The 24,841-nt window shown below is 64.4% G+C and carries 22 protein-coding genes; 12 read left to right on the forward strand and 10 right to left on the reverse strand.

Going from position 1 to position 24,841, the window contains the following annotated elements:
- Positions 1–5 precede the first annotated feature (5 nt).
- The 9 genes from SADO_RS09955 to SADO_RS09995 form a co-directional block, all read right to left on the reverse strand.
- Positions 6–1,325, reverse strand: coding sequence for a TRAP transporter large permease (locus SADO_RS09955; protein ID WP_353111053.1), 1,320 nt, complete (start codon positions 1,323–1,325; stop codon positions 6–8).
- Positions 1,322–1,867 (reverse strand): TRAP transporter small permease, encoded by a 546-nt coding sequence (locus tag SADO_RS09960; RefSeq protein WP_353111054.1) that lies wholly within the window; start codon positions 1,865–1,867, stop codon positions 1,322–1,324. Before SADO_RS09960 ends, SADO_RS09955 begins: the two co-directional genes overlap by 4 nt.
- Positions 1,868–2,144: 277 nt before the next feature.
- A complete protein-coding gene (locus SADO_RS09965; RefSeq protein WP_353111055.1) occupies positions 2,145–2,624 on the reverse strand; it encodes a MarR family winged helix-turn-helix transcriptional regulator in 480 nt (159 codons plus the stop codon).
- Between the two features lie 208 nt (positions 2,625–2,832).
- Positions 2,833–3,732 (reverse strand): MBL fold metallo-hydrolase, encoded by a 900-nt coding sequence (locus tag SADO_RS09970; protein WP_353111056.1) that lies wholly within the window; start codon positions 3,730–3,732, stop codon positions 2,833–2,835.
- Between the two features lie 111 nt (positions 3,733–3,843).
- The gene (locus SADO_RS09975; protein WP_353111057.1) at positions 3,844–5,283 is read right to left on the reverse strand and encodes an alginate export family protein; all 1,440 of its coding nucleotides are present in this window, start codon (positions 5,281–5,283) and stop codon (positions 3,844–3,846) included.
- A gap of 169 nt (positions 5,284–5,452) precedes the next feature.
- A complete protein-coding gene (locus tag SADO_RS09980; RefSeq protein WP_353111058.1) occupies positions 5,453–6,739 on the reverse strand; it encodes a TRAP transporter large permease in 1,287 nt (428 codons plus the stop codon).
- A complete protein-coding gene (locus SADO_RS09985; RefSeq protein WP_353111059.1) occupies positions 6,729–7,241 on the reverse strand; it encodes a TRAP transporter small permease in 513 nt (170 codons plus the stop codon). The genes SADO_RS09980 and SADO_RS09985 overlap by 11 nt, the downstream gene beginning before the upstream one ends.
- A 5-nt stretch (positions 7,242–7,246) precedes the next feature.
- Positions 7,247–8,284 (reverse strand): TRAP transporter substrate-binding protein, encoded by a 1,038-nt coding sequence (locus SADO_RS09990; protein ID WP_353111060.1) that lies wholly within the window; start codon positions 8,282–8,284, stop codon positions 7,247–7,249.
- A gap of 275 nt (positions 8,285–8,559) precedes the next feature.
- Complete coding sequence (locus tag SADO_RS09995) at positions 8,560–9,462, reverse strand: LysR family transcriptional regulator (protein WP_353111061.1); 903 nt, start codon at positions 9,460–9,462, stop codon at positions 8,560–8,562.
- A 97-nt stretch (positions 9,463–9,559) separates the two neighbouring features.
- Between SADO_RS09995 and mdlC the strand changes: the two genes are divergently transcribed.
- Both mdlC and SADO_RS10005 read left to right on the forward strand, forming a co-directional pair.
- Positions 9,560–11,152, forward strand: coding sequence for a benzoylformate decarboxylase (gene mdlC / locus SADO_RS10000; RefSeq protein ID WP_353111062.1), 1,593 nt, complete (start codon positions 9,560–9,562; stop codon positions 11,150–11,152).
- A 282-nt stretch (positions 11,153–11,434) separates the two neighbouring features.
- Positions 11,435–12,745 (forward strand): MFS transporter, encoded by a 1,311-nt coding sequence (locus tag SADO_RS10005; RefSeq protein WP_353111063.1) that lies wholly within the window; start codon positions 11,435–11,437, stop codon positions 12,743–12,745.
- 76 nt (positions 12,746–12,821) lie between these two features.
- Here the strand turns inward: SADO_RS10005 and SADO_RS10010 are convergent, their stop codons facing one another.
- The gene (locus SADO_RS10010) at positions 12,822–14,273 is read right to left on the reverse strand and encodes an aldehyde dehydrogenase (protein WP_353111064.1); all 1,452 of its coding nucleotides are present in this window, start codon (positions 14,271–14,273) and stop codon (positions 12,822–12,824) included.
- Positions 14,274–14,623: 350 nt separating this feature from the next.
- Between SADO_RS10010 and SADO_RS10015 the strand changes: the two genes are divergently transcribed.
- The 10 genes from SADO_RS10015 (at position 14,624) to pobA (ending at position 24,774) form a co-directional block, all read left to right on the forward strand.
- Entirely contained in the window at positions 14,624–15,424 is an 801-nt protein-coding gene (locus SADO_RS10015) for an IclR family transcriptional regulator domain-containing protein (RefSeq protein WP_353111065.1), read from the forward strand.
- A 92-nt stretch (positions 15,425–15,516) separates the two neighbouring features.
- Positions 15,517–16,854 carry a class-II fumarase/aspartase family protein gene (locus SADO_RS10020; protein WP_353111066.1) on the forward strand — a complete coding sequence of 446 codons (1,338 nt, stop codon included), beginning with the start codon at positions 15,517–15,519 and terminating at the stop codon, positions 16,852–16,854.
- A 141-nt stretch (positions 16,855–16,995) separates the two neighbouring features.
- Positions 16,996–17,817, forward strand: coding sequence for a CoA transferase subunit A (locus tag SADO_RS10025; RefSeq protein WP_353111067.1), 822 nt, complete (start codon positions 16,996–16,998; stop codon positions 17,815–17,817).
- A complete protein-coding gene (locus tag SADO_RS10030; protein WP_353111068.1) occupies positions 17,814–18,587 on the forward strand; it encodes a CoA-transferase subunit beta in 774 nt (257 codons plus the stop codon). Before SADO_RS10025 ends, SADO_RS10030 begins: the two co-directional genes overlap by 4 nt.
- Positions 18,588–18,590: 3 nt before the next feature.
- A complete protein-coding gene (gene pcaF / locus SADO_RS10035; protein ID WP_353111069.1) occupies positions 18,591–19,799 on the forward strand; it encodes a 3-oxoadipyl-CoA thiolase in 1,209 nt (402 codons plus the stop codon).
- Positions 19,800–19,817: 18 nt separating this feature from the next.
- The gene (gene pcaDC, locus SADO_RS10040; RefSeq protein ID WP_353111070.1) at positions 19,818–20,990 is read left to right on the forward strand and encodes a bifunctional 3-oxoadipate enol-lactonase/4-carboxymuconolactone decarboxylase PcaDC; all 1,173 of its coding nucleotides are present in this window, start codon (positions 19,818–19,820) and stop codon (positions 20,988–20,990) included.
- A gap of 87 nt (positions 20,991–21,077) precedes the next feature.
- Entirely contained in the window at positions 21,078–22,016 is a 939-nt protein-coding gene (locus tag SADO_RS10045) for a LysR substrate-binding domain-containing protein (RefSeq protein ID WP_353111071.1), read from the forward strand.
- A gap of 137 nt (positions 22,017–22,153) precedes the next feature.
- On the forward strand, positions 22,154–22,891 hold the full coding sequence (gene pcaH / locus SADO_RS10050) for a protocatechuate 3,4-dioxygenase subunit beta (RefSeq protein WP_353111072.1): 738 nt from the start codon (positions 22,154–22,156) through the stop codon (positions 22,889–22,891).
- Between the two features lie 3 nt (positions 22,892–22,894).
- Positions 22,895–23,518 (forward strand): protocatechuate 3,4-dioxygenase subunit alpha, encoded by a 624-nt coding sequence (pcaG, locus tag SADO_RS10055; RefSeq protein WP_353111073.1) that lies wholly within the window; start codon positions 22,895–22,897, stop codon positions 23,516–23,518.
- A gap of 62 nt (positions 23,519–23,580) precedes the next feature.
- Positions 23,581–24,774, forward strand: a complete 1,194-nt coding sequence (pobA, locus tag SADO_RS10060) for a 4-hydroxybenzoate 3-monooxygenase (protein WP_353111074.1) — start codon at positions 23,581–23,583, stop codon at positions 24,772–24,774.
- Positions 24,775–24,841 lie beyond the last annotated feature (67 nt).

The raw sequence follows: 24,841 nt of genomic DNA on the forward strand, positions 1-24,841 counted from the left end.
TCGTGTCAGTAAAGAAAACGAACGAACCAGAGCGTGATCGCGGGGAACGCCACCAGAATGGCGACCCGGATCACGTCTGAAACCAGAAACGGCACGATCCCCTTGAAGGTTTCCTTGAGCGGCACCTGCGGCGCCATGGAATGGATCACGAAGATATTGAGCCCGACCGGCGGCGTGATCAGCCCGACCTCGACCACGATCACGGCCAGAATGCCGAACCAGATCGACACTTCCGATGCCGGCAGGCCGAAATCCAGCCCGACAATGATCGGAAGGAAGATCGGCACGGTAAGCAGGATCATGGACAGGCTGTCCATGAAGCAGCCCAGCACGAGATAGCACAGCAGAATGCCGGCGAGCACGAGCCAGGGGCTTGCCTCGAGCCCGATGATCCAGCCGGCGACATCCTGCGGCAGCTGGGTGAGGGCCAGGAACGAATTGAACTGCTCGGCACCCAGGATGATGAAAAAGATCATCGCCGTGGTGATCGCCGTATACGCGAGACAACGCGCGAGCAACGTCGCGTTCATCCGTCCCTGCACGAGCGCCAGCAGACCGGTACTGGCCGCGCCGACCGCGGCCGCTTCGGTCGGCGTAAAGATGCCGACATAAATGCCGCCGATGACCACAATGAAGATTGCCGCGGCCGGCCACACCTTCAGCACCGCTGCGAGTCGCCGACGCATCGGTGCCTTGTCCAGGCGCGGTGCGCTGTCCGGATAGAGCCGCGCATAGACCGAGATCGCGAGCATGTAACCCAGCGCGGCAAGCACGCCGGGTACGAGTGCGGCCGCGAACATCTCGTTGATGTTCTCTTCGGCGAGAATCGCGTAGATCACCAGCACGATCGACGGCGGAATGAGAATGCCCAGCGTGCCGCCGGCGGCGAGCGCGCCGGTCGACAATCCGCCGGCATAGCCGCGGCGTTCCATTTCCGGCAGCGCGACTTGGGTCATGGTCGCCGCCGTGGCCAGCGACGAACCACAGATCGCGCCGAACGCGCCGCAGGCGCCGATGGTGGAGATTGCCAGACCGCCGCGACGGTGCCCGAACCACTCACTGGCCGCCTGAAACAGCGCACCGGACAGGCCGGCGTGCGAGGCAAACTGACCCATCAGGAGAAACAGCGGGATGATCGAGAGCGTGTGGCTGGAAAAGTTTTCGTAGGGCAGGTTCTCGAACGCACTCAGGGTGCCAGGTACGCCGATGATCATCGCCGAACCGGCGGCGCCGACCGCGAGCATGGCCAGGCCAATCGGCACCCGGAGCATCATGAATACGAGCAGCACGGCAAACCCGCACAGCCCCAGCGTCTGGGCACTCATGCGTGCACGTCCTGGCCACGGCAGACGGCCAGCGCGCGGTAGAGACATACGAGTGTGAGTATCGAAAGCCCGACGATACCGACGCCATAGCCCCACCAAACCGGAATCTCCATGAGCATGGTGGTCTGCTCGTAGCGCAGCTTCTGCTGCATACCCAGAACCAGACGCCAGGTCATCAGCGCCGAGACCACAAGAAACAGGATCTCGCTGAGTGCGGCGACGACGCGCCGCAGCACGCGCGGTGCATGGCTCATCAACAGATCCACGGTGACGTGTCCGCCGCGCATATGGCAGTACGGCAGGAACAGAAACACCGCCATCGCGGTGCCCATCTTGGTCATTTCGAAATCGCCCATGATCGGGCCGAAATCACCAACAACGGGCACGCTGGCAAGCCAGGCGATGCCGGAAGACCAGCGCCCGAGAATGCTGCAGACCGTCATCCCGGCGAGCAGACAGATCACGACCCCGCCCGCGACGGCCATCGCCAGGCACAGGCGATCCAGCGCGCGCCCGATGGCGCCTGCGCCGCTCGGTTCCATAGCTCCTCCTCATCAATCGTGTTGCCCCGGTCGAAGGTCGCTCGCCATCGCCGCAGCTCATTCTGTTATTAACTATAAGTAATTCACTGGCAGCATGCTTTGCAAGCTCGATTTACGAGCAGTTAGCGGGTCTGCTGATTAGTCCCGTGATTCCAGCAACTTGCCGAATAGAACCGGAACCGGGGCGAACGCGAAGGGCCGCAATTCATCCACTCCGGCACGAGACTGCGCGCTTACTTAGCGTCGTCCGGGATGCAACTGCGCGGTCGCGGAGGGCCTAAGGGCGAACGCGTTGCAGCAACTCGAGCAGCTGCTCGTGCTCGCTATTTTTCCAGGAGGCCAGCGCCTCGGCTTCCATGTGTTCGACCGCCGAACGGACCTCGGTTTCCAGCGTCTCGCCCTTCGCGGTGAGTTTCAGAATGATCGAGCGACCGTCGCTGGGATTGCGCGCACGCGTGAGCAGACCATCCTTCTTCAGCCGCCCTACGACGGCGACCATGTTGGATGGCGCCACGTCCAGGGCCTGGCTCAGCCGTTTGTGGGTCACCTGGCTGTTGTGCTTGAGCAAGACGAGCACGGAAAACTCGACCGGCCTCAGATTGAACACGTTGACAATGTCTCGCGTGAAGGTCTGGCGCATGGCGATATCCGCACGCCGTAGCTGGTAGCCGACCAGCGATAGCAGGGGCGATTGATCAAGCTCGCCGTCGGCCGTTTCCGTGTCTGTCGTCGCTCTGGCGTGGTGCGGTTTGCTCATGGCATGCGTATCCGAAAGTTTGCCGACGCGGGCCCGATCGACATCGTTTCGACCGTCACCGTCAGCAGATCTGAGCACGCGCGATCTCTACGCCACGCGTTCCGGCCCCTGCAAGCAAGCGAGCATACCGCATCCGCCAAGCGCGTCAGACCCCGCGAAATCTGGTTCAGCGTCCCGTGGGACGCTGAACCAGGCGCGCTTTCACGTTCTAGTAAACGCTCAGATCATCGGCCAGCACGACCTCACCGTCGTAGTCCGCGCGAATCTCCTCGACAGTGGACTGCTCATCCGCACCGTAGAACAGGTTGTGAACGACCACGAGCTTGGCAGGCCGTGCCCGGTTCGCGATCTCGGCCAACTCGGTGCTCACGGTATGCGCGGCGCGATGATAGTTCTGCCAGAACTCCGGCAGAGCCGACAGGCCTTCCTGGCTGATTGCTTCGTGAATCAGCAGGTCCGCGCCCTTGGCCTGTTCGGCCACGACCGGATCGTAGGCGGTATCGCCGGACACGACGATGGTGCGATCGTCGGTGATTATCTTGTAGCCGACGGCATATTCGAGCGAGCCGTGCGAAACCGAGAACGCTTCGATCCGGATCCCGTCCTGTTCCAGGACGACGCCGTCTTCCGAGAATTCGGAAACCTCAGCCTTGTAGCCCTCCTTGTCCTTGATCGGCTGGTTGCCGCTGAAGCGTGCCTTGAGATCGGGCGCCATCATCTCGTAAACGCCTTCGCTCATCTGCTGTGTGCCGGGCGGGCCGTAGACGTTGACCCGCGCATCGCGACGCCACCAGTAGGTGCCCAGCATCTCCGGGTAATCGAGCATGTGATCGCTATGCAGATGCGTGAAGAACACATGATCGATGTTCGGCGGGTACAACGCCTCGATATCGTTCTCCTCGTAGGCGCGGATCGCGTTCTGAACCGCACCGCCACCGAGATCGAACAGATAGGCCTCGCCGTCATGGACGACCGCGATGCTCTGTCCGGCGCGATCGCCGTCGGGTACCGGTGTACCGGTGCCAAGCATCACGACCCGGGTTTCGGCCGACGCCGAGAACGCTGCGAACAGTACAGCCAGTGAAACCAGAATTGATCGTATTTTCATGGGATACATCCTTACTGTGAATCAACGCATAGGCCCACCGCGGCGGCGCCGCGCGTGGTATCGGATGCTTCGGCGCCGCGTGTGCAAGCCGAAGCATCCGCAACGACACAACTAGAACAGGAAGCTTGCTCGCACCGAGGCGTACTGGGTGTCCTCGCCGCCAACATCACGAATGACATCGCTCACGTCGTAATACTGGTATTCCAGATCGAGCGTGAAGTTGGCGGTCGCCGCCCAGCGCACGAACATGTTGTAGGTGGTACCCAGTCGGCTGCCCGGCACGTTGGCCGTGCCGGCTATCGGACGCAGACCCGGCAGGTAAGCGGAGTCTTCCTCACTTTCGCGCCACAAAGCCAGGATGGTTGGCGACACGGTGACCGAGGGCAATGGCGACACTGCAAACTGCGGACCGACTGCAATCAGGTTGGACAAGGTGGTCAACGACGCGTTGCCGTAGAACTTGCCGTTGGCCGGGAACAGCGGGTCAAAGGTATTCGACTCGCTGTCAGTCGGGCTGTCGTCACCGCTGGCGGCATCGAAACGCAGCGCCATGCCCGGCTTGCCGGCCACACCGTTGAACGTATAGCCCGTCGAACCGGACAGCCCCCAGGCCTTGATGTCCTGATCCCCGAGATCGCCGAACTGGTAGAGCGTATCCACGGTGAAATCGACGTTGCCGGCGACACCGTGCAGTCGGTTGCCGGTCGAGTGGCGCTTCTCCTTGCCAGCGGCCCCGTTGAGCGCGTTGTTGTCGCGCTTGTAGCCGTAGTAGTAGACGTCGGTGCTGATCGACTCCGAGAGCGGGATTTCGCTGTAGAGCCCGTAGAAATCGCCGCTGTCGCTCGAGCTGTCGTTGAACGAACCATCCTGAACGGTTCCGACCGGCTGGGTGAAGAATGCGTTGAAGTTGTAGCCGTCCGGGCCGGCATAGATCAGACGCACGCCATCGAAGGTTTGGCGAACGTTGGGCACCGCGCGCGTCGTCGTGTTGACGAACTCACCCAACGCCATTTCCTGCCGACCGACACGAGCGGTCAAGCGGCCACCGGAATAGGTATCGGTATTGAAATCGAGAAACGCCTGGTGCAGTTCGTTATCGCTCTCGTCGAACGGCGAGAAGGTTTCCTTGCTCCAGGATTCCGTGTTCTCGAGCTGCACGAACGCCCGCAGGGCATCGTCGAACAGATGCAGATCGGCGTGTAGCTGCAGACGCTGCTGGTAATAGCTGTCGTTGTTGACGCCGCCGAGACCGAAGCCCGGCTCGTTCTGATCTTCGTAGCGATACCGAAACCCGCCTCCCAGCTGCAGCCAGGATGACGACCCCACCGGGATATGCCGAATCGGGTCGAAGAAATCGTTATGGCCTTCCGACTCGGCCAGAAAATCATACTGCTCGAGATACCGCGGCGGCCCCGGGCGTAGCGGTCGAGACTTCTGCATCGGATTTGACGACGCGCCGCCCGCTGCCGCATTGGCATTCCCCGCCATCGGCAGACCGGCCGCCACCAGGCAAACCGCTGCGGCAGGCGCATATAGCCTGTTCATACGCATGGGTACTCCTCCCTTATCGCTTCGCTTTTAATGTTTTATTGGCGATCGGCGCGCGGCCGCCCGCTCTTTTCCACGCCGGATCGTGAATACGAACCGGAGTGATTTTTATTCTGATCGGCCGGCTGCGGCCTGCCGCTCCGTTGGTTGTTTCAGCGGTGCGAGGCGCGTGCTACAGCAGCAGCGTAGTCAGCACCGGGAAGGCGATCAGCAGCGCCAGGCGGATGAAATCCGAAACGATGAACGGCGCGACGCCGCGAAAGATCTCGCCCAGGCCCACATGCGGCGCGGTGGCCTTGATCACGAAGACATTCATGCCGACCGGCGGCGTGATCAGCCCCAGTTCCACGGTCAGCACGGTGACGATGCCGAACCACACCGGATCGATCCCGAGGCTCGTGATGATCGGGTACACCACCGGCACCGTGATCAGCAGCATGGCGATGGCATCCATGAAACAGCCGAGCACGAAGTACATCAGCAGCATGCACATGAGCACGCCGAGGTTGGACAGCCCCAGCCCGGCAACGTATTCGGTAATCGTGAACGACATACGCGAGGCGGAGATGAAATAGCCCAGCGTCTCCGCGCCCAGAATCATGAAAAAGACCACAGCCGAGAGCGCCAAAGTCTCCTGCGATGCCTGCCAGAGCCCGTCAAGGCGCATACCCTTGAACAGGGCATAGAGCAACGTCGCGAAGGCGCCGATCGAGGCGCCCTCCGTCGGTGTGAACAAGCCGCCGTAAATGCCGAACACCATGAGCGCGAACACGCCGCCGAACGGAATCAGGCCGGTCGTCGCCTTGAGCTTGGTGAGCAGCTTGGTGGGCTCCGAAGCCTGGGCCAGCTCGGGCCGAAGCTTCACCACGATCGACACGGTGATGATGTAGAACGCCAGTCCCATCAAGCCTGGAATCAGCCCCGCCGCGAACATCTCGCCGACCGACTGCTCGGTGAGGATCGCGTACAGCAGCAACGCGATCGACGGCGGAATCATGATGCCGAGCGTGCCGCCGGCGGCGAGCGCGCCGGTCGCCAGCGACGGCGCATAGCCGTTTCGCTCCATTTCAGGCAATGCCACCCGACTCATGGTGCTCGCGGTCGCCAGCGACGAACCGGAGATGGCCGAGAAGATACCGCAGGAGCTCACGGCGGCGATGGCCATGCCGCCCTTCCAGCCGCCGAACAGCTTTCGCGAGGCATCGAACAGGCTACCGGCCATGCCCGAATGCGAAGCCAGCACGCCCATGAAGATGAACATGGGAATGGCGCTGAAGCTGTAGCTGGTCAGCACCTCCAGCGGCACCGTCTTGATCATCGCCAGCGCGGCATCGAAAGTGATGACGTTGGCAAAACCGAAGAAGCCGACAAGCAGCATCGACAGCGCGACCGGCACCCGCAGCGCCAGCAGCACGAGCATGGCGACCATGCCGATATAACCGATCATTTCAGGCGCCATGCGCGACCCCGGAAAACAGGCCTTCGAGGCCGTGAATGGCACTGCGTACAGCAAAGATCACGAACAGCGCGGCCGCGGCTTCATAGATGGGCGCCAGCGGAATCGCGAGATCCTGGGTCACCTCGCCGAACTCGGCCGCCGCCCCCGCTGCCTCGTGAATACCCCATGCGAGCACCGCACCGAGCACGGCGAACACCAGCAGATTGGCGCCCGCTATCCGTGCCTTCAGAGAATCGCTCAGTGCCTGACTGAACACTTCGACCACGACCTGGCTCTTCTCGACATGTCCGGCCATCGCACCCAGCAGCGCGGCGAGCAACAGATACTTCACCAGTTCGACACTGCCGACGAAGGTCAGGCCGCTCGCGCCATCGGTCAGCTGAAAGGCATACCGCAGGACGACGTCCACGACCGTGATCATCATCATGGCCAGCAGGGCAACGCCTGCGACGGCCAGTGCGATACGCCCGAGCCAGAGGCTGGTTCGCTGCAACAACGCCATCGGTATCAGCCTTCAGCGCATTGCTGCGCGATCTGGCGCGCCTGCTTGTAGACCTGCTGGGACGGGCGACCGCGGGACTCGAGTTCGTCGAGATAACCCTGGGTCGCCTTTTTCAACGGCGGGCCCCAATCCGGGTCGTTAAGCGGGTCGGGAATCTCCACGATCTCGTGTTCTGGACCCTCGGCCTGTTCACGGCCCGCGGCGTCCTCGGCGGCAAACACTTCACCGGCCTTGCGGGCCCACTTCATGCCCGTGTTGTCGTCGATCACCTGCTTGAGATTGTCCGGCAGGCGCTCGTAGGTCTGCTTGTTCATGGTGGTCACGAACGTCAGCGTGTACAGCGGCATTTCCGTGTGGTGATTCGACAGTTCGTTGATGCGGAACGTCTTCATCCCTTCCCACGGCAGCGTGGTGCCGTCTATCACGCCGCGCTGCATGGCGGTATAGGCCTGCGGTGCCGGCATGCCGACCGACTGGGCACCCAGCGAACTGAGCATCTCACCCACAACCGCCGTCGGGCGGCGGATACGCAGCCCGGCAAGATCCTCGGGTTTACGGATCTGCGTTTCACGCGTGTTGATGAAGCCCTGTCCGGTGGTGAACATGAACAGCACATGCGAATCGCGATACTCATTCGCGAGCGCATCGTTTTTCTCGAACAGCGTCTGCGCCAGGCAGGAGCCCTGCACCGCGCTCTCGGACAGGCCCGGCAGTTCGATGATCTGGGTCAACGGAAAACGCCGGGCGGTGTAGCCCTGAGCCGTGGCTGTAATATCGGCCAGGCCGTTCACCGTGGCGTTATAGGACTTGTCCGCTTTCGAGAGTGTCTGCGAGGGGAATATCTGCACCGACAGCTCGCCGTCGGACTCGGCTTCGATGGTGTCGGCCCACTTCTGGAACACCTGCTCATTGATCGCCGACCCGGCCGGCCAGAAATGCGCGAATCTCAGCGTGGTCGCTCCCGAGGCCGCGCCGGCCAACCCGGTCAGACATAACCCGGCAGCGATAGCGAGAGCGCGCGAGCGTTTACGGGACGGGAACATGGCGACTCCTGGGTTTTATTGTTCGAGTGACAATCGTAGCGGACGAATCACAGTGTTCGCCTTGCGCACGACTGTTCGCTGAATGCAGACCCTGAGGCGAAACGCCCTATCGCTCATATTAGACGTTGGTCGAACATCGACGCCGCCGAGGGACGCCCCCAAGAGATTCGAACCCGGGGAACGCCTTGTTTTCGGCATGTTCCCGATGGCGACGCGCGGCGGGCTCGTGCTGGCGCTAAAACGTCCGTAAACCCGGGTGCCCGCGGGCCGGTGCGTCAGTCGGCCAAGGCCGCGCGGCGCGCCGCGACCAGAACGGCGTCGCGAAACCAGTGGTGTGCCGGTGAGCGTTCTCCGTCGCCATGCGAGTAGAGCCCCACCTCGAAAGCCGGTACTGCGAACGGCAACTCGTGAATCGTCAGCGCGGCCTGATCCGCAAACCGGGTCGCGATCTGGAGCGGGACGATCGCGAGCAGATCACTGCGCCCCACCACATACGGCAGGCTCCAGAAATGCGGCACAACGAGGCTGATCTTGCGGCGGATGTCCTGATCGCGGAGCACGTCCTCGACGAGCCCGTGGCCGCTCGCCGGATCGACCACGACGTGGTGTTCGTCCAGAAAAGTCGACCGCTCCAGACGCGCGCCGACATGCGGATGCCCGGCACGGGCAAGACATACATAGCGCTCTTCGAGCACCACATCGCGCTGCAGTCCGGGGTAGTCGAGCCTGCGGCTGCAGATCGCGACATCGATCCGGGCGCGGGCCAGATCGCGTGCGACCGTCTCGATTTCCAGGGGCACCACTTCGATTTCGACAGCCGGCGCGCTCGCCCGGATACCGCTGAGGATTTCGGGCAGCAGCGTAACCTCGCCCAGATCCGTCAAGGCGATACGAAAACGCATATCCGACCGCGCAGGGTCAAAACTGCGGGCCTGCGCCAACGCCTGGTCGATACCTCCGAGCGACCCGCGCAACGCGGGGTACAGCCGTGTCGCGAGCGCGGTGGGCTGCATGCCATCACGCTCGCGCACGAACAACGGGTCGGAAAGCCGCTCTCGCAGGCGGCCGAGCCCATAGCTCACCGACGGCTGAGTGACATGCAGGCGCTGCGCGGCCGCGGTCACGCTGCCCGCTTCATAGAGTGCGACGAAGGTACGCACGAGATTGAGATCAAACATTGCATCGATAGTATCTATTCGAATTAAAAATACTATCGATTTGTCTGATACACGTCCGGCGACATAGCGTGGTGATGTTGTTTTCTGGAGACGTGCCATGCCAACCGTTCATTCCTGTGTCTACGACCTGCTGCGTGCCCAGGGTCTGACCACTGTCTTCGGCAACCCCGGCTCCAACGAACTGCCGTTCCTCAAGGATTTCCCGGAAGACTTTGACTACGTGCTCGGCCTACACGAAGGCGTTGTCGTCGGCATGGCCGATGGGTTTGCCCAGGCGCGCGGCACGCCAGCGCTGGTGAACCTGCACGCCGCGGCCGGCTCGGGTAATGCCATGGGCGCGTTGACCAACGCCTGGTATGCGCACTCGCCGCTGGTGCTCACCGCCGGCCAGCAGGCGCGCGACATGATCGGGGTCGAATCCATGCTCGCCAACGTCGACGCGCCGCAGCTGCCGCGGCCACTGGTGAAATGGAGCTATGAATCGTCCTGCGCGACGGACGTGCCGCGGGCGATGGCGCAGGCCGTGCACACGGCACGCCTCGCGCCGAGCGGTCCGACGTATCTTTCCATCCCGCACGACGACTGGGCAGCCGAAGTATCGCCGCGCAGCGCCGAGTTGCTGGCCCAACGCACGGTAACGACTGCGGGCCACGCCAGCCCCGAACAGATCGACACGCTCGTGGCCGCGATCGCGGCGGCCGATAACCCCGTGCTCGTACTCGGGCCCGACGTCGATGCCGCTCGCGCCAATGCGGATGCCGTCGCGCTCGCGGAACGGTTGCGCATGCCGGCGTGGATCGCGCCCTCGGCGTCGCGCTGCCCTTTCCCGAGCCGCCACCCCTGTTTTCGCGGCGTGCTCCCGGCCGCAATCTCGGGGATCGCCGACAAGCTTGCCGCGCATGATCTAGTGCTCGTCATCGGCGCACCGGTGTTTCGCTATCACCAGTACGCGCCGGGCGACTATCTCGCCGAGAATGCCCGACTCGTCCACATCACCTGTGACCCGGGCGAGGCTGCACGCGCGCCCATGGGCGACGCCGTCGTCGGCGATATCGGCGCCATCCTGCAGGGATTGCTGCCGGCACTCGCGCAGCGCGACACGCCGATGCCCGAAGCACTGCCCCAACCCGAGCCGGTCGAACACGAGACGGGTCGACTCGCGCCGGAGACGGTGTTCGATCTCATCGACGAACTCAGCCCCGAAGACGCTATCTACGTGAAGGAATCGACGTCGACCGTGACCGCATTCTGGCAGCGCGTCGAGATGCGCCATCCCGGCAGCTACTACTTCCCGGCTGCCGGCGGGCTCGGCTTCGGCCTGCCGGCCGCGGTGGGCGTGCAGATGGCCGAGCCGCAGCGGCGCGTGGTCGCGCTGATCGGCGACGGCTCGGCCAACTACGGCATTACAGCGCTCTGGAGCGCGGCGCAGTATCAGGTGCCGGTGGTATTCATCATCCTCAAGAACGACACCTATGGGGCGCTGCGCTGGTTCTCCCGACTGCTGGATGCCGAGAACTCTCCCGGTCTCGACGTACCGGGTCTCGATTTCTGTGCCCTCGCCAAGGGCTACGGCGTCGAAGCGCACGCGATCGACGACGCCGCCCAGTTCCGCGCCGCGTATACGGCCGCGCTCGAAAACCGCAGCGGTCCGGTCCTGCTCGAAGTCCCGACGACCCTCATTGAGCCCTAGCACCAACTCGAAGCTTCGCGCGCGGCTGTAACGCAGCCGCGCATGCCTGCCCATGACGGCGGCCGCGCCAACCGCGTCCGTTTGACAGGCGACTTCGACTTCGACGAAGTTGTTCGACAGTCGCACTTTTAGTTCGTACTGCGAACGCGCTGATTTCTGCTAACTGCACGTCGGCACGATGAAGCCACGTGTTGATCGGCAGATGTCCGGGCGTTGGCAATCGCCGCACCGGCATGCGACCAGCGAGGGCCGCCAGAAAAACGAGGCACGCAGGAGAAAACCATGGCAGACACGCCTGACCAGATCATTGATCGATCCCGACTCACGTCGTTCCAGATCGTGGCTATCGCTATCACTGTCGCGCTCAACGGCCTCGACGGTTTTGATGTCCTGTCGATCAGCTTTGCCGCGCCCGGCATCGCCGAGGAATGGGGTATCAATCGCGCCGCTCTCGGCTTTGTACTGGCCGTGGAACTGATGGGCATGGCTGCCGGCTCCATCATGCTGGGCGGCGTAACCGACAAGATCGGGCGCCGGCCAATGGTGCTCGGCTGCCTTGTCGTGATGTCGGCCGGCATGCTGCTGGCCACCACCGCGACCGGTGTGACCACGCTATCGATCTGGCGTCTGCTCACCGGGCTGGGTATCGGCGGCATGCTGGCCGCCACCAACGCGGCCGCGGCCGAATACAGCAACGACAAGAACCGCAGCCTGTGCGTGTCGCTCATGGCCGTGGGCTATCCCATCGGCGCCGTGCTCGGCGGCGCGGTGGCCGCATGGCTGCTGCAGTTCTACAGCTGGCGTGCCGTGTTCATGCTCGGCGGCTGCATATCGTTGGTGTTCATTCCGATCGTGTGGTTCCGACTGCCGGAAACCGTGCACTTCCTGTGTCAGCGTCAGCCCGACGGCGCGCTCGACCGCATCAACGCAACGCTCAAGCGCATGGGCCACGCCACGGCCAGCGCCCTGCCCGCGCCGCGCAAGGAAGAGCTCAAGGGTGCGACCAGTGATCTGTTCAGCCCCGCGCTGATCCGCACGACGATCCTGGTCACCCTCGCCTACTTCACCCATATCGCGACCTTCTACTTCATCCTCAAATGGGTGCCGAAGATCGTCGTGGACATGGGCTTTGCGGCCTCCGCGGCCGCCGGCGTGCTGGTCTGGGCCAACGTGGGCGGCGCGATTGGCGGCTCGTTGCTGGGGCTGGTGACACGACGCTATCCACTCCGTGTCGTGACCATTGGCGTGATGCTCGTATCGTTCGTGATGGTGTCGGTGTTCGGCAGCGGTCAGGCCGATCTCACCGGGCTGGCTCTGGTCGCCGCGACCGCGGGCTTTTTCACCAACGCAGGCGTGGTTGGTCTGTATGCCATCTTCGCCCAGGCCTTCCCGACCCACGTCCGTGCCTCGGGCACCGGCTTTGCGATTGGCGTCGGCCGTGGCGGGGCCGCGGTATCGCCGATCGTGGCCGGCGTCCTGTTCGAGGGCGGCTTCGGCCTGCAGGGCGTGGCCATCCTCATGGCCAGCGGCTCGCTGGTGGCAGCGGCCGCGCTGTTCTTCGTCAAGACGAAGCAGGCGACAGGCTCCGCCTGATCGGCCCACACGAAAAACGCCCCGTCGGTTACCCGGCGGGGCGTTTTCTATTCGGCTCGGCTGACGCGCCGATCGATCAGATCGGGTAGTGGCGCGTGCCGGTCTGGAGTGTCATCCATCGCAGTTCGGTGAATTCGTTGATGCCCGCCTGGCCGCCGAAACGGCCATAGCCACTGCCCTTCACACCACCGAACGGCATCTGGGCCTCGTCGTGCACGGTCGGGCCGTTCACGTGGCAGATGCCGGACTGAATGCGCTTGGCCACGCGCATGCCGCGCGCGCCGTCACCGCTGAACACCGCGGCGGACAGGCCGTACTCGGTGTCGTTGGCCACACGAACCGCTTCGTCCTCGTCGGCCACACGGATCATGGCGACCACCGGCCCGAAGGATTCCTCGGTGTAAAGACGCATATCCGGCGTGACACGATCGACCACGGTCGGCTGCATGATCACCGAATCGGCTTCGCCGCCGCAGGCGATATCCGCGCCCTTCTCGCGTGCATCCGCGATCAGTTCATTGAGTTTTACGCGGGACGGCTCGCCGATGAGCGTGCCCAACGGCGTGTCTTCCGACTGCGGGTCACCTGCCTTGAGGCTTTGTGTCTTGCGGGCAAGCTTTTCGACGAATGCATCGGCGACCGAATCCATCACCACCAGCCGTTCGCTGGACATGCAGATCTGGCCCTGGTTGAAGAAGGCGCCGAAGGCCGCGGCCTCGACGGCTGCATCCAGATCGGCATCGTCCAGCACCACGAACGGCGCCTTGCCGCCGAGCTCCAGCAGCGCCGGCTTGAGCTGGCGTGCCGCGGTCTCGGCGATGATGCGCCCGACCGGGGTCGAGCCGGTGAAATTCACGCGCCGCACGTATGGATGCTCGATCAGCGCCTTGACCACCTCGGCCGCGTCTTCGGGCGCGTTCGTCACGACATTGACCACGCCCTTGTCGAGGCCGGCGCTGCTAAGCGCTTCGCCGATCAGGCGATGGGTCGCCGGGCACTGTTCCGACGCCTTGAGCACTACGGTATTGCCACAGGCTAGCGCAGTTGCAACGGCGCGCGTGCCGAGGATGACGGGCGCATTCCAGGGCGCGATGCCAAGCACCACGCCACAGGGCACGCGTACCGACATCGCCAGGTTGTCCGGCACTTCGGTCGGGATCGTCTGCCCCGCAACCTGGGTGGTGAGCGACGCGGCCTCGCGCAGCATGCCGGCGGCAATATGCACGTTGAAGCCGGCCCAGCCCGGCGTGGCGCCGGTCTCGTCGACCATGTGCCGGATGAACTTCTCGGTACGCGCTTCGAGTTCGTCGGCGGCAGCCAGCAGTTTCGCGCGCCGCGTATGCGGACCGATCTGCGACCACTCGGCAAAGGCCTCGTGCGCTGCATCGGCGGCAGCATTCGCATCGGCCACGCTTGCAGCCGCCGCGCGTGTCGCGACCGCGCCCGATGCCGGCGTGCAGCGGTCGAACGTGGCGCCGTGGGCGGCCGGGCGCGATTCGCCCCCGATCAGCAGATTGATTTCCTTCACTGGATTCTCCTCGCTCCAATAATTGGTATGACCGGCGATGATGCACGCCGTGGCCGCGCGACTTGAATCCGGTGTCGGCACCGAGCCGCGAGGCCATGGCCGATGCGTCGAATGATCGGCCGGAATGCAAGTTCGCATAGCGCTCAGTCGCGCGCAAGGCGCACTCGCCGGGCGAGCGCGCCCTCTTTCTTGTTCATCCGGAAAATGAGCCTGCGCGCCACATCGCCGTCAACACAAGGGTTATCCGCATTCACGGACGATACGGCGTGTCAGCGACATCTGTTCGCAGTGCGAACATTAACGCGCGTTGCTACACTCGGGTATCCATATCAACTCCTAGCGAGCGCCACGTGGCAGCCGACCAGCTCGACGACAACCCTGCGGGCCTGGCGCCCGATCATCGCGATTTCGTGACCGCGCTCGCGACCGGCCTGCAGGTCATTCGTGCCTTCGATGCCGCGCATCCACGGATGACCCTCAGCGAAGTCGCCACGCGTACCGGCATGAATCGCGCGAAGGCGCGCCGGTTCCTGCTTACGTTGCACGGTCTCGGTTATGTCCGCCGCCAGGATCGCTATTTCGAGCTCGCGCCCAAGACGCTGCAACTCGGCTATGCGTTTCTTTCCGCGAACAACTACCAGTCGGTGATCCGCCAACACCTGGAACACATCACCGAAGCCACCGGCGAATCGTCGTCGATGGGCGTGTTGCAGGGCTCGGACGTGATCTATGTCGCACGCTCTGCCGCGCCGCACCGGCTGATGACCATTGCGCTGTCTGTCGGCACCCATCTGCCGGCTGCCGCAACGTCGATGGGCCGCATGTTGCTGGCCACCCTGGAGCCGCAGGCTCTGGACACGCTGCTATCCGGGCTCACGCTGGAACGTTATACCCAGCGGACCGTGATCGATCCCACCGAGCTGCGCAGCCATATCGACGATGCGCGCGAACGCGGCTATTGCATCGTCGATCAGGAGCTGGAATCCGGCCTGCGGTCGCTGGCTGTGCCCGTACACAACATGCACGGCAACCTGCTCGGCGCGATCAATGTGAGCACCAACGCGGCACGCGTGGATCGCAAGACACTCAAACAGAAGTTCCTGCCCCTGCTGCAACAGACCACCCGGGATATCGCCAACCAGGTGAGCTGAACCCAGCCCGTATGAATCCCGCGATGTTCGGCTCGGCACGCACCGGCGCCGATGCGACACGCGGGACCTGTATCGACGGCCGAGATCCTGCCATGCCCGATCCGTTTCTTCGCCATCCTTTCATGAGCACCGCCGGGCGAGACGCCTGCACACCCCAGACATTCGTCGCGGCGATGTGCCGTGTCGAAATCGCCCTGGCCCAGGTCCAAGAGAACGCCGGCGTGCTCGCGTCCGGCACCACCCAGGCGATCGCCGAGCATGTGGTCGCCGATGCGTTCGATCTCGACGGGCTGGCCGCAGAGACAGCCGACGGCGGCAATGTCGCCATCCCGTTCGTGAGGCAAGCCAAGGCCCTGTTGCCGGACGAACTACGGACGAGCTTTCATGGCGGCGCGACCAGCCAGGACATCGTCGATACCGCACTGATGCTGGTGCTGAAGCCACGCATGGAACACTGCCTCGAGCTGCTCGCGCAGTGCCGCGCCGACGGCATCGCCCTGATGGACGCGCATGAAAGTACGCCCATGGTCGGGCGCACGCTCATGCAGCAAGCCTTGCCGATTACCTTCGGCGCGAAGGTCGCACAGTGGCTTTGGGGATTGGCGCAGGCCGAGCAGCGGCTGGCCGCCACGACCCGCGACGGCCTGTTCGTACAGTTCGGCGGCCCGGTCGGTGTGCATACCGGCTTCGCCGAAAACGGCCCCGATCTGGTGGAGGCGCTCGCGGTCGAACTTGGCCTTGGCTGCCCGGTCCTGCCTTGGCACACGGATCGCCAGCCGGTGCTGGCCATTGGCGACAGCCTGGGCGCCGTGGCGGTGGGCGCGGAAAAGATCGCGCTCGACGTGGCGCTCATGGCCCAGACCGAAATCGGCGAAGTCAGCGAACCGGCAAGCACAGGCGCGGGCGGCTCTTCGTCCATGCCGCATAAGCGTAATCCGGTGGGCTGTGCGCGTATCCGGGCAGCCGCGCGCCAGATCCATGCCACGGTCGGGCTGCTGCACAACGCCGGCGCCCAGCCGATGGAACGCGGCCTTGGCGAATGGCATGCCGAATGGGCGCCGCTGGTCGATGCGGTTCTCCTGCTCGAAGGCAGCCTGGAAACCCTTCAGTTGCTACTCGAAGGGCTCGATGTTCACCCCGGCGCCATGCGCCGCAATCTGGCGCTCACCGGCGGCGCGATTCTCGCCGGGCCAGCGATCACTTTCCTCGCTCGATACATCGATCGAGACCGAGCCGCCGCACTCGTTCAGAGCGCCCACCAGAGCGCCGCCGGCGAACATCGGGAGTTTGCCGAGATCCTGCTCGAGCAGCCCGAGATTCATGACGCGATCGATCCCCAGGAGCTGCGCGCCGCGGTCGATCCCTCGGCCCATGTCGGCGCCAGCCGTGCCCAGGTGGCCCGCCTGCGCCGGGCGATCAAGTCGCTGTAAAGGCCGATCTTCCCTCTCGCTGCCGGGTCCACCGGCACTGCGACGGCCGTTGGGCGGATTGACGCCTGTGATGCCCACCCATTAGGTTATTCGCATTACAAACTCGTGTTCGCACAACGCACTTATGAGGAGGCGCGCTCGATGGCCGAGTTTCTCTCGCTGCACGAGGCCGTATCGCGATATGTGGCCGATGGCGCCACGATTGCGATGGAAGGCTTCACCCATCTGATCCCGTTCGCAGCCGGGCATGAAGTGATCCGCCAGAATAAGCGCGATCTCACCCTTATTCGCATGACCCCGGACCTGATCTACGATCAGCTGATCGGCGCCGGCTGCGCGAGCAAGCTGATCTTCTCGTGGGGCGGCAACCCCGGGGTGGGCTCATTGCACCGTCTTCGCGATGCGGTCGAGCATGGTTGGCCGCGGCCGCTCGAGATCCTGGAACACAGCCATGCGGCCATGGCCTGCGCGTTCGAAGCCGGCGCCTCCGGACTTCCGCTGGCCGTGCTGCGCGGCTATATCGGCAGCGACCTGCCCCAGGTCAACGATCAGATCCGGTTCATCGAATGCCCATTCACCGGCGAACGATTGGCCGCGGTGCCGTCGATCCGTCCGGATACGTCGATCGTGCATGCCCAGAAGGCGGACCAACACGGCAACGTGCTGGTCGAAGGCATCGTCGGCGTACAGAAGGAAGCCGTGATGGCCGCAAAGCACGCCATCGTCACGGTCGAAGAAATCGTCGACGAGTTGGATACGCATCCCAATGCCTGCGTGATCCCCGGCTGGGTGATTGATGCCGTGGTCGAGGCGCCCGGCGGCGCGCGCCCGTCCTATACCCACGGCTACTACGGGCGCAGCAACCGTTTCTACAAGGACTGGGACGCCATCGCCCGCGACCGCGACGCCTTCAATACCTGGCTTGAGGACAACGTATACGCCGACGAAGGAGCCCGGGCATGAGCGCGCGCTATACCGATTCCGAAATGATGACCGTGACCGCGTCGCGCGCGCTGGCCAACGGCAACACCTACTTCGTGGGCATCGGCCTGCCGAGCGAGGCCGCCAACCTGGCACGGCTGACGCACGCGCCCGATGTCGTGCTGATCTACGAATCCGGCACGCTGCAGACGCGCCCGAACGTGCTGCCGCTGTCGATCGGTGACGGTGAACTCTGCGAGACCGCGCTGACGACCGTCTCGGTGCCCGAAATGTTTCGCTACTGGGTTCAGGGCGGCCAGATCGATGTGGGTTTTCTGGGCGCGGCCCAGATCGACAAGTATGCGAATCTCAACACGACACTGATCGGCGACTACACCAACCCCAAGGTCCGTTTGCCGGGCGGCGGCGGCGCGCCGGAAATGGCAACCTGTACGGGCGAGATCTTCATCACCCTCAAGCATTCGAAACGCACGTTCGTGGATGAAGTCGATTTCGTCACCACCGTCGGTTTCGGTCGCGACGGCACAGCGCGCGACAATGTACCCAACGTCGGTCGTGGGCCCACCCGCGTCATCACCGACCTGTGCGTGATGCAGCCCGATGCGGATACCCGCGAGCTCACCGTGACCTCGCTGCATCCGGGCGTGACCCGCGAGCAGGTCAGCGAAGCCACCGGCTGGCCGATCCGCTTCGCCGACGACCTGGCCGAAACGCCGGAGCCCGACGAGCACGAACTCAACACGCTGCGCGAACTCAAGACGCGCACCGAAGAACACCACAGCGAGGATTAATCCATGTCCAACGACGTCTATCTCTGTCATCCCGCCCGTACCGCGGTCGGCCGCTTCGGCGGCAGCCTCGCCACCGTGCGTCCCGACGACATGCTCGCGCATATCATCAAGGCGGTGATCGCCCAGGCGCCGAATCTCGACCCGGCGGCCATCGACGACGTGATCATGGGCTGTGCCAACCAGGCTGGTGAAGACAACCGCAACGTGGCGCGCATGAGCGCCCTGCTCGCCGGTCTGCCGACCGACGTCCCGGGCGCGACGCTCAACCGTCTGTGCGGCTCCAGCATGGATGCCATCGGCACCGCCGCACGCGCCATCCGCGCCGGTGAGACCAAGCTGATGCTGGCGGGCGGCGTGGAATCCATGTCGCGCGCGCCCTATGTGCTGTCCAAGGCACCGGCGGCCTTCTCGCGCGGCCAGACCATGGAAGACACCACCATCGGCTGGCGCTTCATCAACCCGCTGCTCAAGAAGCAGTACGGCGTGGACTCCATGCCCGAGACCGGCGAGAACGTCGCCGCGCAGTACAACGTCTCGCGCGAGGACCAGGACGCCTTTGCCGTGCGCTCGCAGGACAAGGCTGAAGCCGCCCGCGAAGCCGGTCGCCTGGCCGAGGAAATCACCCCGATCGAAATCCCGCGTCGCAAGCAGGACCCGCTGGTCTTCGATACCGACGAGCACCCGCGTGCCGGCACCACGATCGAGAAACTCGCCAAGCTGCCGACGCCGTTCCGCGACAACGGCACGGTGACGGCCGGCAACGCGTCGGGCGTGAACGACGGCGCCGGCGCCCTGTTGGTCGCCGGCGACGAAGCCATCAAGCAGTTCGGGCTGCAGCCGAAGGCGCGCATCCTGGGCATGGCGACAGCCGGCGTGGAGCCGCGCATCATGGGCATGGGCCCGGTCTATGCCACGCGCAAGCTGCTCGACCGTCTCGGTCTGGGCATCGACCAGATGGACATCATCGAGCTCAACGAAGCGTTCGCGAGCCAATCGCTGGCCTGCCTGCGCGAACTGGGCGTGCCGGACGACGCGCCGCATGTGAACCCCAACGGCGGCGCGATCGCACTGGGCCACCCGCTGGGCATGTCCGGCGTGCGCATCGTCAGCGCGGCGCTGCACGAGATGGGCCGTACTGATGCACGCTATGCCTTGTGCACCATGTGCATCGGTGTCGGTCAGGGCATCGCCACGGTCATCGAACGGGTCTGATCCCGAGGACAAGACGTTATGGCATTTGTCGAATGCAACGGGCGGGTGATCTGCTATCGCGACAGCGGCGAGACCGCCCTGCCCGTGTTGCTGTTCGCGCACCCGCTGGGCATGTCGCAGAACGTCTGGTGCGACGTGATCAAGCGTCTGCAGGGGCGCTATCGCTGCATCAGCTGGGATCTGCCGGGGCACGGCGCGAGTGCGCCGGTCGACGAGTCGATCAACGCGCAGGATCTTGCTGAAGATGCGCGTGCGCTATTGAGCCAGCTGGCGATCGAGCAATGCCATTTCGTCGGCACTTCGATCGGCGGGGTGATAGGCCAGGCGCTGCTGATCGAGTCGCCGGAGCTGCTGCAAAGCGTGGTGCTTACCAATACAGGTGCCGTGATCGGGTCGACCGCGGCATGGAACGAGCGCGCCGAGCGCGTGCGTAGCCAAGGCCTCGCACAGATCGCGGGGGAACTGTCCCAGCGCTGGTTCGCCGATGCCTACAAACGCGACACGGCCGCGGGCGCCGCCGGCTGGATGCACCAGCTCGCCCGCACCGACGACGAAAGCTATGCGCGCCTGTGCGAACTGCTGGCCGACACCGACTTCCGCGACAGGCTCGGTAACGTCGACGTGCCGGTACAACTGGTCGCCGGTGCTGACGACCCGGCCACGCCACCCGCAACGCTGACGGCTCTCGCCGAGGAAATCACCGGCGCGCGAATGGATACGCTTGCCGGCGTTGCCCATGTGCCATCGGTGGAGGCACCCGCCGAGTTCGCCGATCGCCTGCCCCGCTGGCTCGACCCGGAAGCACGTGGCCGGCGCGCGCCCTTCACCTATGACGAGGGCCTGGCAACTCGCAAGTCCGTGCTGGGTAGCGAACATGTCGAACGGGCATCGAAAGCGGCTTCCACGCTCGACGCCCCGTTCCAGGAACTGATCACCCGCTTCGCCTGGGGCGAGCTCTGGAGCAACCCCGATCTGTCGCGCACCCAGCGCAGCCTGATCACGATTGCCGTGCTTGCCGCACTCGGGCGCGATGGCGAACTGACGCTGCATCTCAAGACCGCCAAGCGAATCGGCGTAACCGAGCCGCAGCTGCGCCAGTCGCTGATGCATGTGGCGATCTATGCCGGCGTGCCCGCATCCAACCACGCCTTCAAGCTGGCCAAGGAAAACGGCTGGGGCGAAGCGCTGTAGCGCCTGGGCCATGACAGCGCGCGCAGGCAAGGCGACCGATTCCACAGCCCTCGCGGCTGCACCGTGCGCAACACTGTGGGCCCAGCGATGATCCACTCGCCGATCAAGCTGCGTCATCTGGTCGCTTTTCAGGAGGTCGCCCGGCTCGGGCGCCTGAAAAGCGCGGCCGATGCGCTGTCGATCACCCAGCCGGGCATGTCCAAGACCATCCGTGAGCTGGAAGACAGCCTCGGCGTACGCCTGTTCGAGCGGCTGCCGCGCGGCGTGCGCCTCACCCCGGCCGGGCGCACCCTGCTTCGTCATGCCGCGCCTGCGTTGCGCTCGCTGCGCGAGGGTATCGACGCGATCCGACAGGACAGTACCGAGACGGCGGTACGGCTGGGCGCGCTTTCCAACGTCGAGGGCGGTCTGCTGCCGCTCGTGCTCGAACGTCTGCACGAGCGCTATCCCGCGCTGCGAGTCGAGGTCGATACCGGCACCAGCGCGGCGCTGCTCGCGCGTCTTCGCCTGGGCGAGCTGGACCTGGTGCTCGGACGCATGAGCGAGGCCGAGGAAATACGCGACCTGCATTTCGAGCATCTCTACTACGAACCGTTGATCGCGGTGGTCCGCGCGGGCCATCCGCTGCTTGCGACTGAAAACACCCAACAGCTTGCCGCCCTCGTCAGCTATCCCTGGGTCGTTCCGCCCCGGGGCACCACCCTGCGCGAGAAGCTCGAACGTTTCTGGGTGGAGCAGCTCTCCGAGCCCCCCCACCTGGCGATCGAAACGCTCTCCCTGCCCTTGAGCCAGCGCTATGTGGGCTTATCCGATGCGATATGGATCACACCGCTGGACACCGCGCGCGAGGCCATGCAGAGCGGTGCTCTGGTGCGCCTGTCGCAATCTATAGAACTGCGCGGCGGCTCCGTCGGGCTTGCCGTCAACAGCACCCAGCCCATGCCGGATGCGGTATCCCGCTTCTGTGATTGCCTGCGCCGTATCGCCGCCGATTATCCGCAAGAAACGGCTACGCATAACCCATAGGTTATTCCAAGGCACGCTATTTTCACTTGGCAGCGGACGTTCGTTCGCCACAATTGAAAACATGACAACGCATGCCGTGGCGCCGCGCTCCATTGCGCGCCGTGGTCGAGCATCGCTGACCCGCAGGAGAACCAACCATGGCGCAGAACGACCATACCGCTTTCGTCATGCGCGACCGCGGCTGGCATCCGCCCGCCTATGCACCGGCCTACAAGACGTCGGTCGCCCGTTCGCCGCAGCAGGCCCTGATGAGCCTGCAGACGCCCACGGCCTCGGAGCTCACCGGCCCCGACTTCGACAATTTCGCGCTCGGACCGGTCGACAACGATCTGCTGCTCAACTACCGCGAAGGCACGGCGCGCGACGGCCTGCCGATCGGCGAGCGCATCATCGTCTATGGCCGCGTGGTGGATCAGTACAACAAGCCGGTCGCGGGCACGCTGGTCGAGGCCTGGCAGGCCAATGCCGGCGGACGCTACCGGCACAAGAAAGACGCCTATATGGCGCCGCTGGACCCGAACTTCGGCGGCGTGGGCCGAACCGTCACGGACGCCGATGGCTGGTATCGCTTTCGCACGATTCGGCCCGGGCCCTACCCCTGGCCGAACGACGTCAATTCCTGGCGGCCCGCACATATTCATGTCTCGGTAATGGGCCCATCGATCAGCACCCGGCTGATCACCCAACTCTATTTCGAGGGCGATCCGCTTATCCCGCTGTGCCCGATCGTGAACACGCTCAACGACCCGGACGCCATCGACACGCTCGTCGCCCGGCTAGACAAGGCCGGCTCACGCCCGATGGACAGCCTTGCGTACCGCTTCGACATCGTCACTCGCGGCGCGCTGCAGACGTACTTCGAGAATCAGGGGTAGGCCATGACACAACCGACACGAGACGGGCAGCTGCGCTATCCGGAGTCGCCCTCGCAGACCGCCGGCCCGTATGTGCATATCGGCCTGGCGCTCGAAGTCGCGGGCCTTCCGCCACGGGACGTCGAAATCGGCCCCGAGATCGCCACGCGCGATGCCGAGGGCGAGCAAATCGAGATCGTGGGCACGGTGATCGACGGCAATGGCGATGTCGTCGAAGACATCCTCATCGAGGCCTGGCAGGCCGACGCGAACGGCGTCTACCAGACCGACTACCGGGCCGATCGCGCATTCCGCGGCTTTGGCCGTAGCGCCCCGGGCGAGCACGATGCCGGCGAGCTGGCGCTGCATACGATCAAGCCCGGTCGGGTGGCCCATCCGAACGGCCAGCCGATGGCCCCGCATATCAATCTCATGCTGTTCGCGCGCGGGATCAATATCCACCTGCACACGCGGCTCTACTTCGACGACGAAGCAGAGGCGAACGCGGCCTGCCCGTTCCTCGCGCGCGTGCCACCGACCCGGCGCGACACCCTGATCGCGGCGCGTGAAAACAACGACGGCGTGCCCCGCTACCGGTTCGAGATCCACCTGCAGGGGCCGCGCGAAACGGTGTTCTTCGACTTCTAGAAGTACAGGCGAACGCGACCGGGCGCGTTGGAGATGCCCGGGTACCCCACCGGAGAATAATCATGAAGACACAGGTCGCCATCATCGGTGCCGGGCCTTCGGGCCTGCTGCTTGGCCAGCTGCTCGCCCGTCAGGGTATCGACAACGTCATCCTCGAGCGCCGCTCCGGCGAATACGTGCTTTCGCGTATTCGGGCCGGCGTGCTCGAGCAAGGCACCGCTGATCTGCTGCGCGAAGCCGGCGTGGCCGAACGCATGGACAGCGAAGGCCTGCCGCATACCGGCTTTGCTCTGGCCTTCGGCAACCGGCAGATCCGTATCGACCTCGAGGAACTGACCGGCGGCAAGACCGTGCTCGTCTATGGCCAGACCGAAGTCACGCGGGATCTGATGGACGCCCGCGCGGAGATCGGCGCGACCACCTGTTACGAAGCTGACGACGTGCAGCCGCACGATCTCGAAAGCGACGCGCCCTATGTCACCTTCACCCATGAAGGCGAACAAAAGCGGCTGGACTGCGACTACATCGCCGGCTGTGACGGCTTCCACGGCGTGTCGCGCACCTGTATTCCGGCCGACCGCCTCAAGACGTTCGAGCGGGAATACCCGATCGGCTGGCTCGGCCTGCTTTCAGATACGCCGCCCGTTGACGAGGAGCTGATCTACGCCAGCCACGATCGCGGCTTCGCCCTGTGCAGCATGCGCTCGTCCACGCGCAGTCGTTACTACATCCAGGTGCCGGATACCGAAGACGCCAACAACTGGTCGGACGACGCCTTCTGGGCGGAGCTCAAACGCCGCCTGCCCGAGCACGTGGCCGACGAACTGGTCACCGGCGAGTCGATCGAGAAAAGCGTGGCGCCGCTGCGCAGCTTCGTGGCCGAACCGATGCAGCACGGCCGCCTACTATTGCTCGGCGACGCCGCTCATATCGTGCCGCCCACCGGCGCAAAGGGACTGAATCTGGCCTGTAGCGACGTGAACACCGCGTTCCGTCTGCTCACGAAGATCTACGAAGAGAATCGTACCGACCTCATCCCGCGCTATTCCGAAACCTGTCTGCGTCGGGTCTGGAAATCCGAGCGTTTTGCCTGGTGGATGACGTCGAACCTGCATACGTTCTCCGAGAACGACAATTTCCTCAGTCGCATGCAGCGCGCCGAACTGGACTACTACACCCAGTCACGCGCGGGGCTCACCACCATCGCCGAAAACTATGTCGGCTTGCCCTTCGAGACACTGGAAGCCGACGCCTGAACAGGACCCGAGCAGCGGTTTGCACATCGCTGCATAGGCCATCAGGCTGCATCGATTACTCGAACGC

The sequence above is a fragment of the Salinisphaera dokdonensis CL-ES53 genome (genome assembly GCF_040361215.1).
In the GTDB taxonomy this organism is placed as follows: Bacteria; Pseudomonadota; Gammaproteobacteria; order Nevskiales; family Salinisphaeraceae; genus Salinisphaera; species Salinisphaera dokdonensis.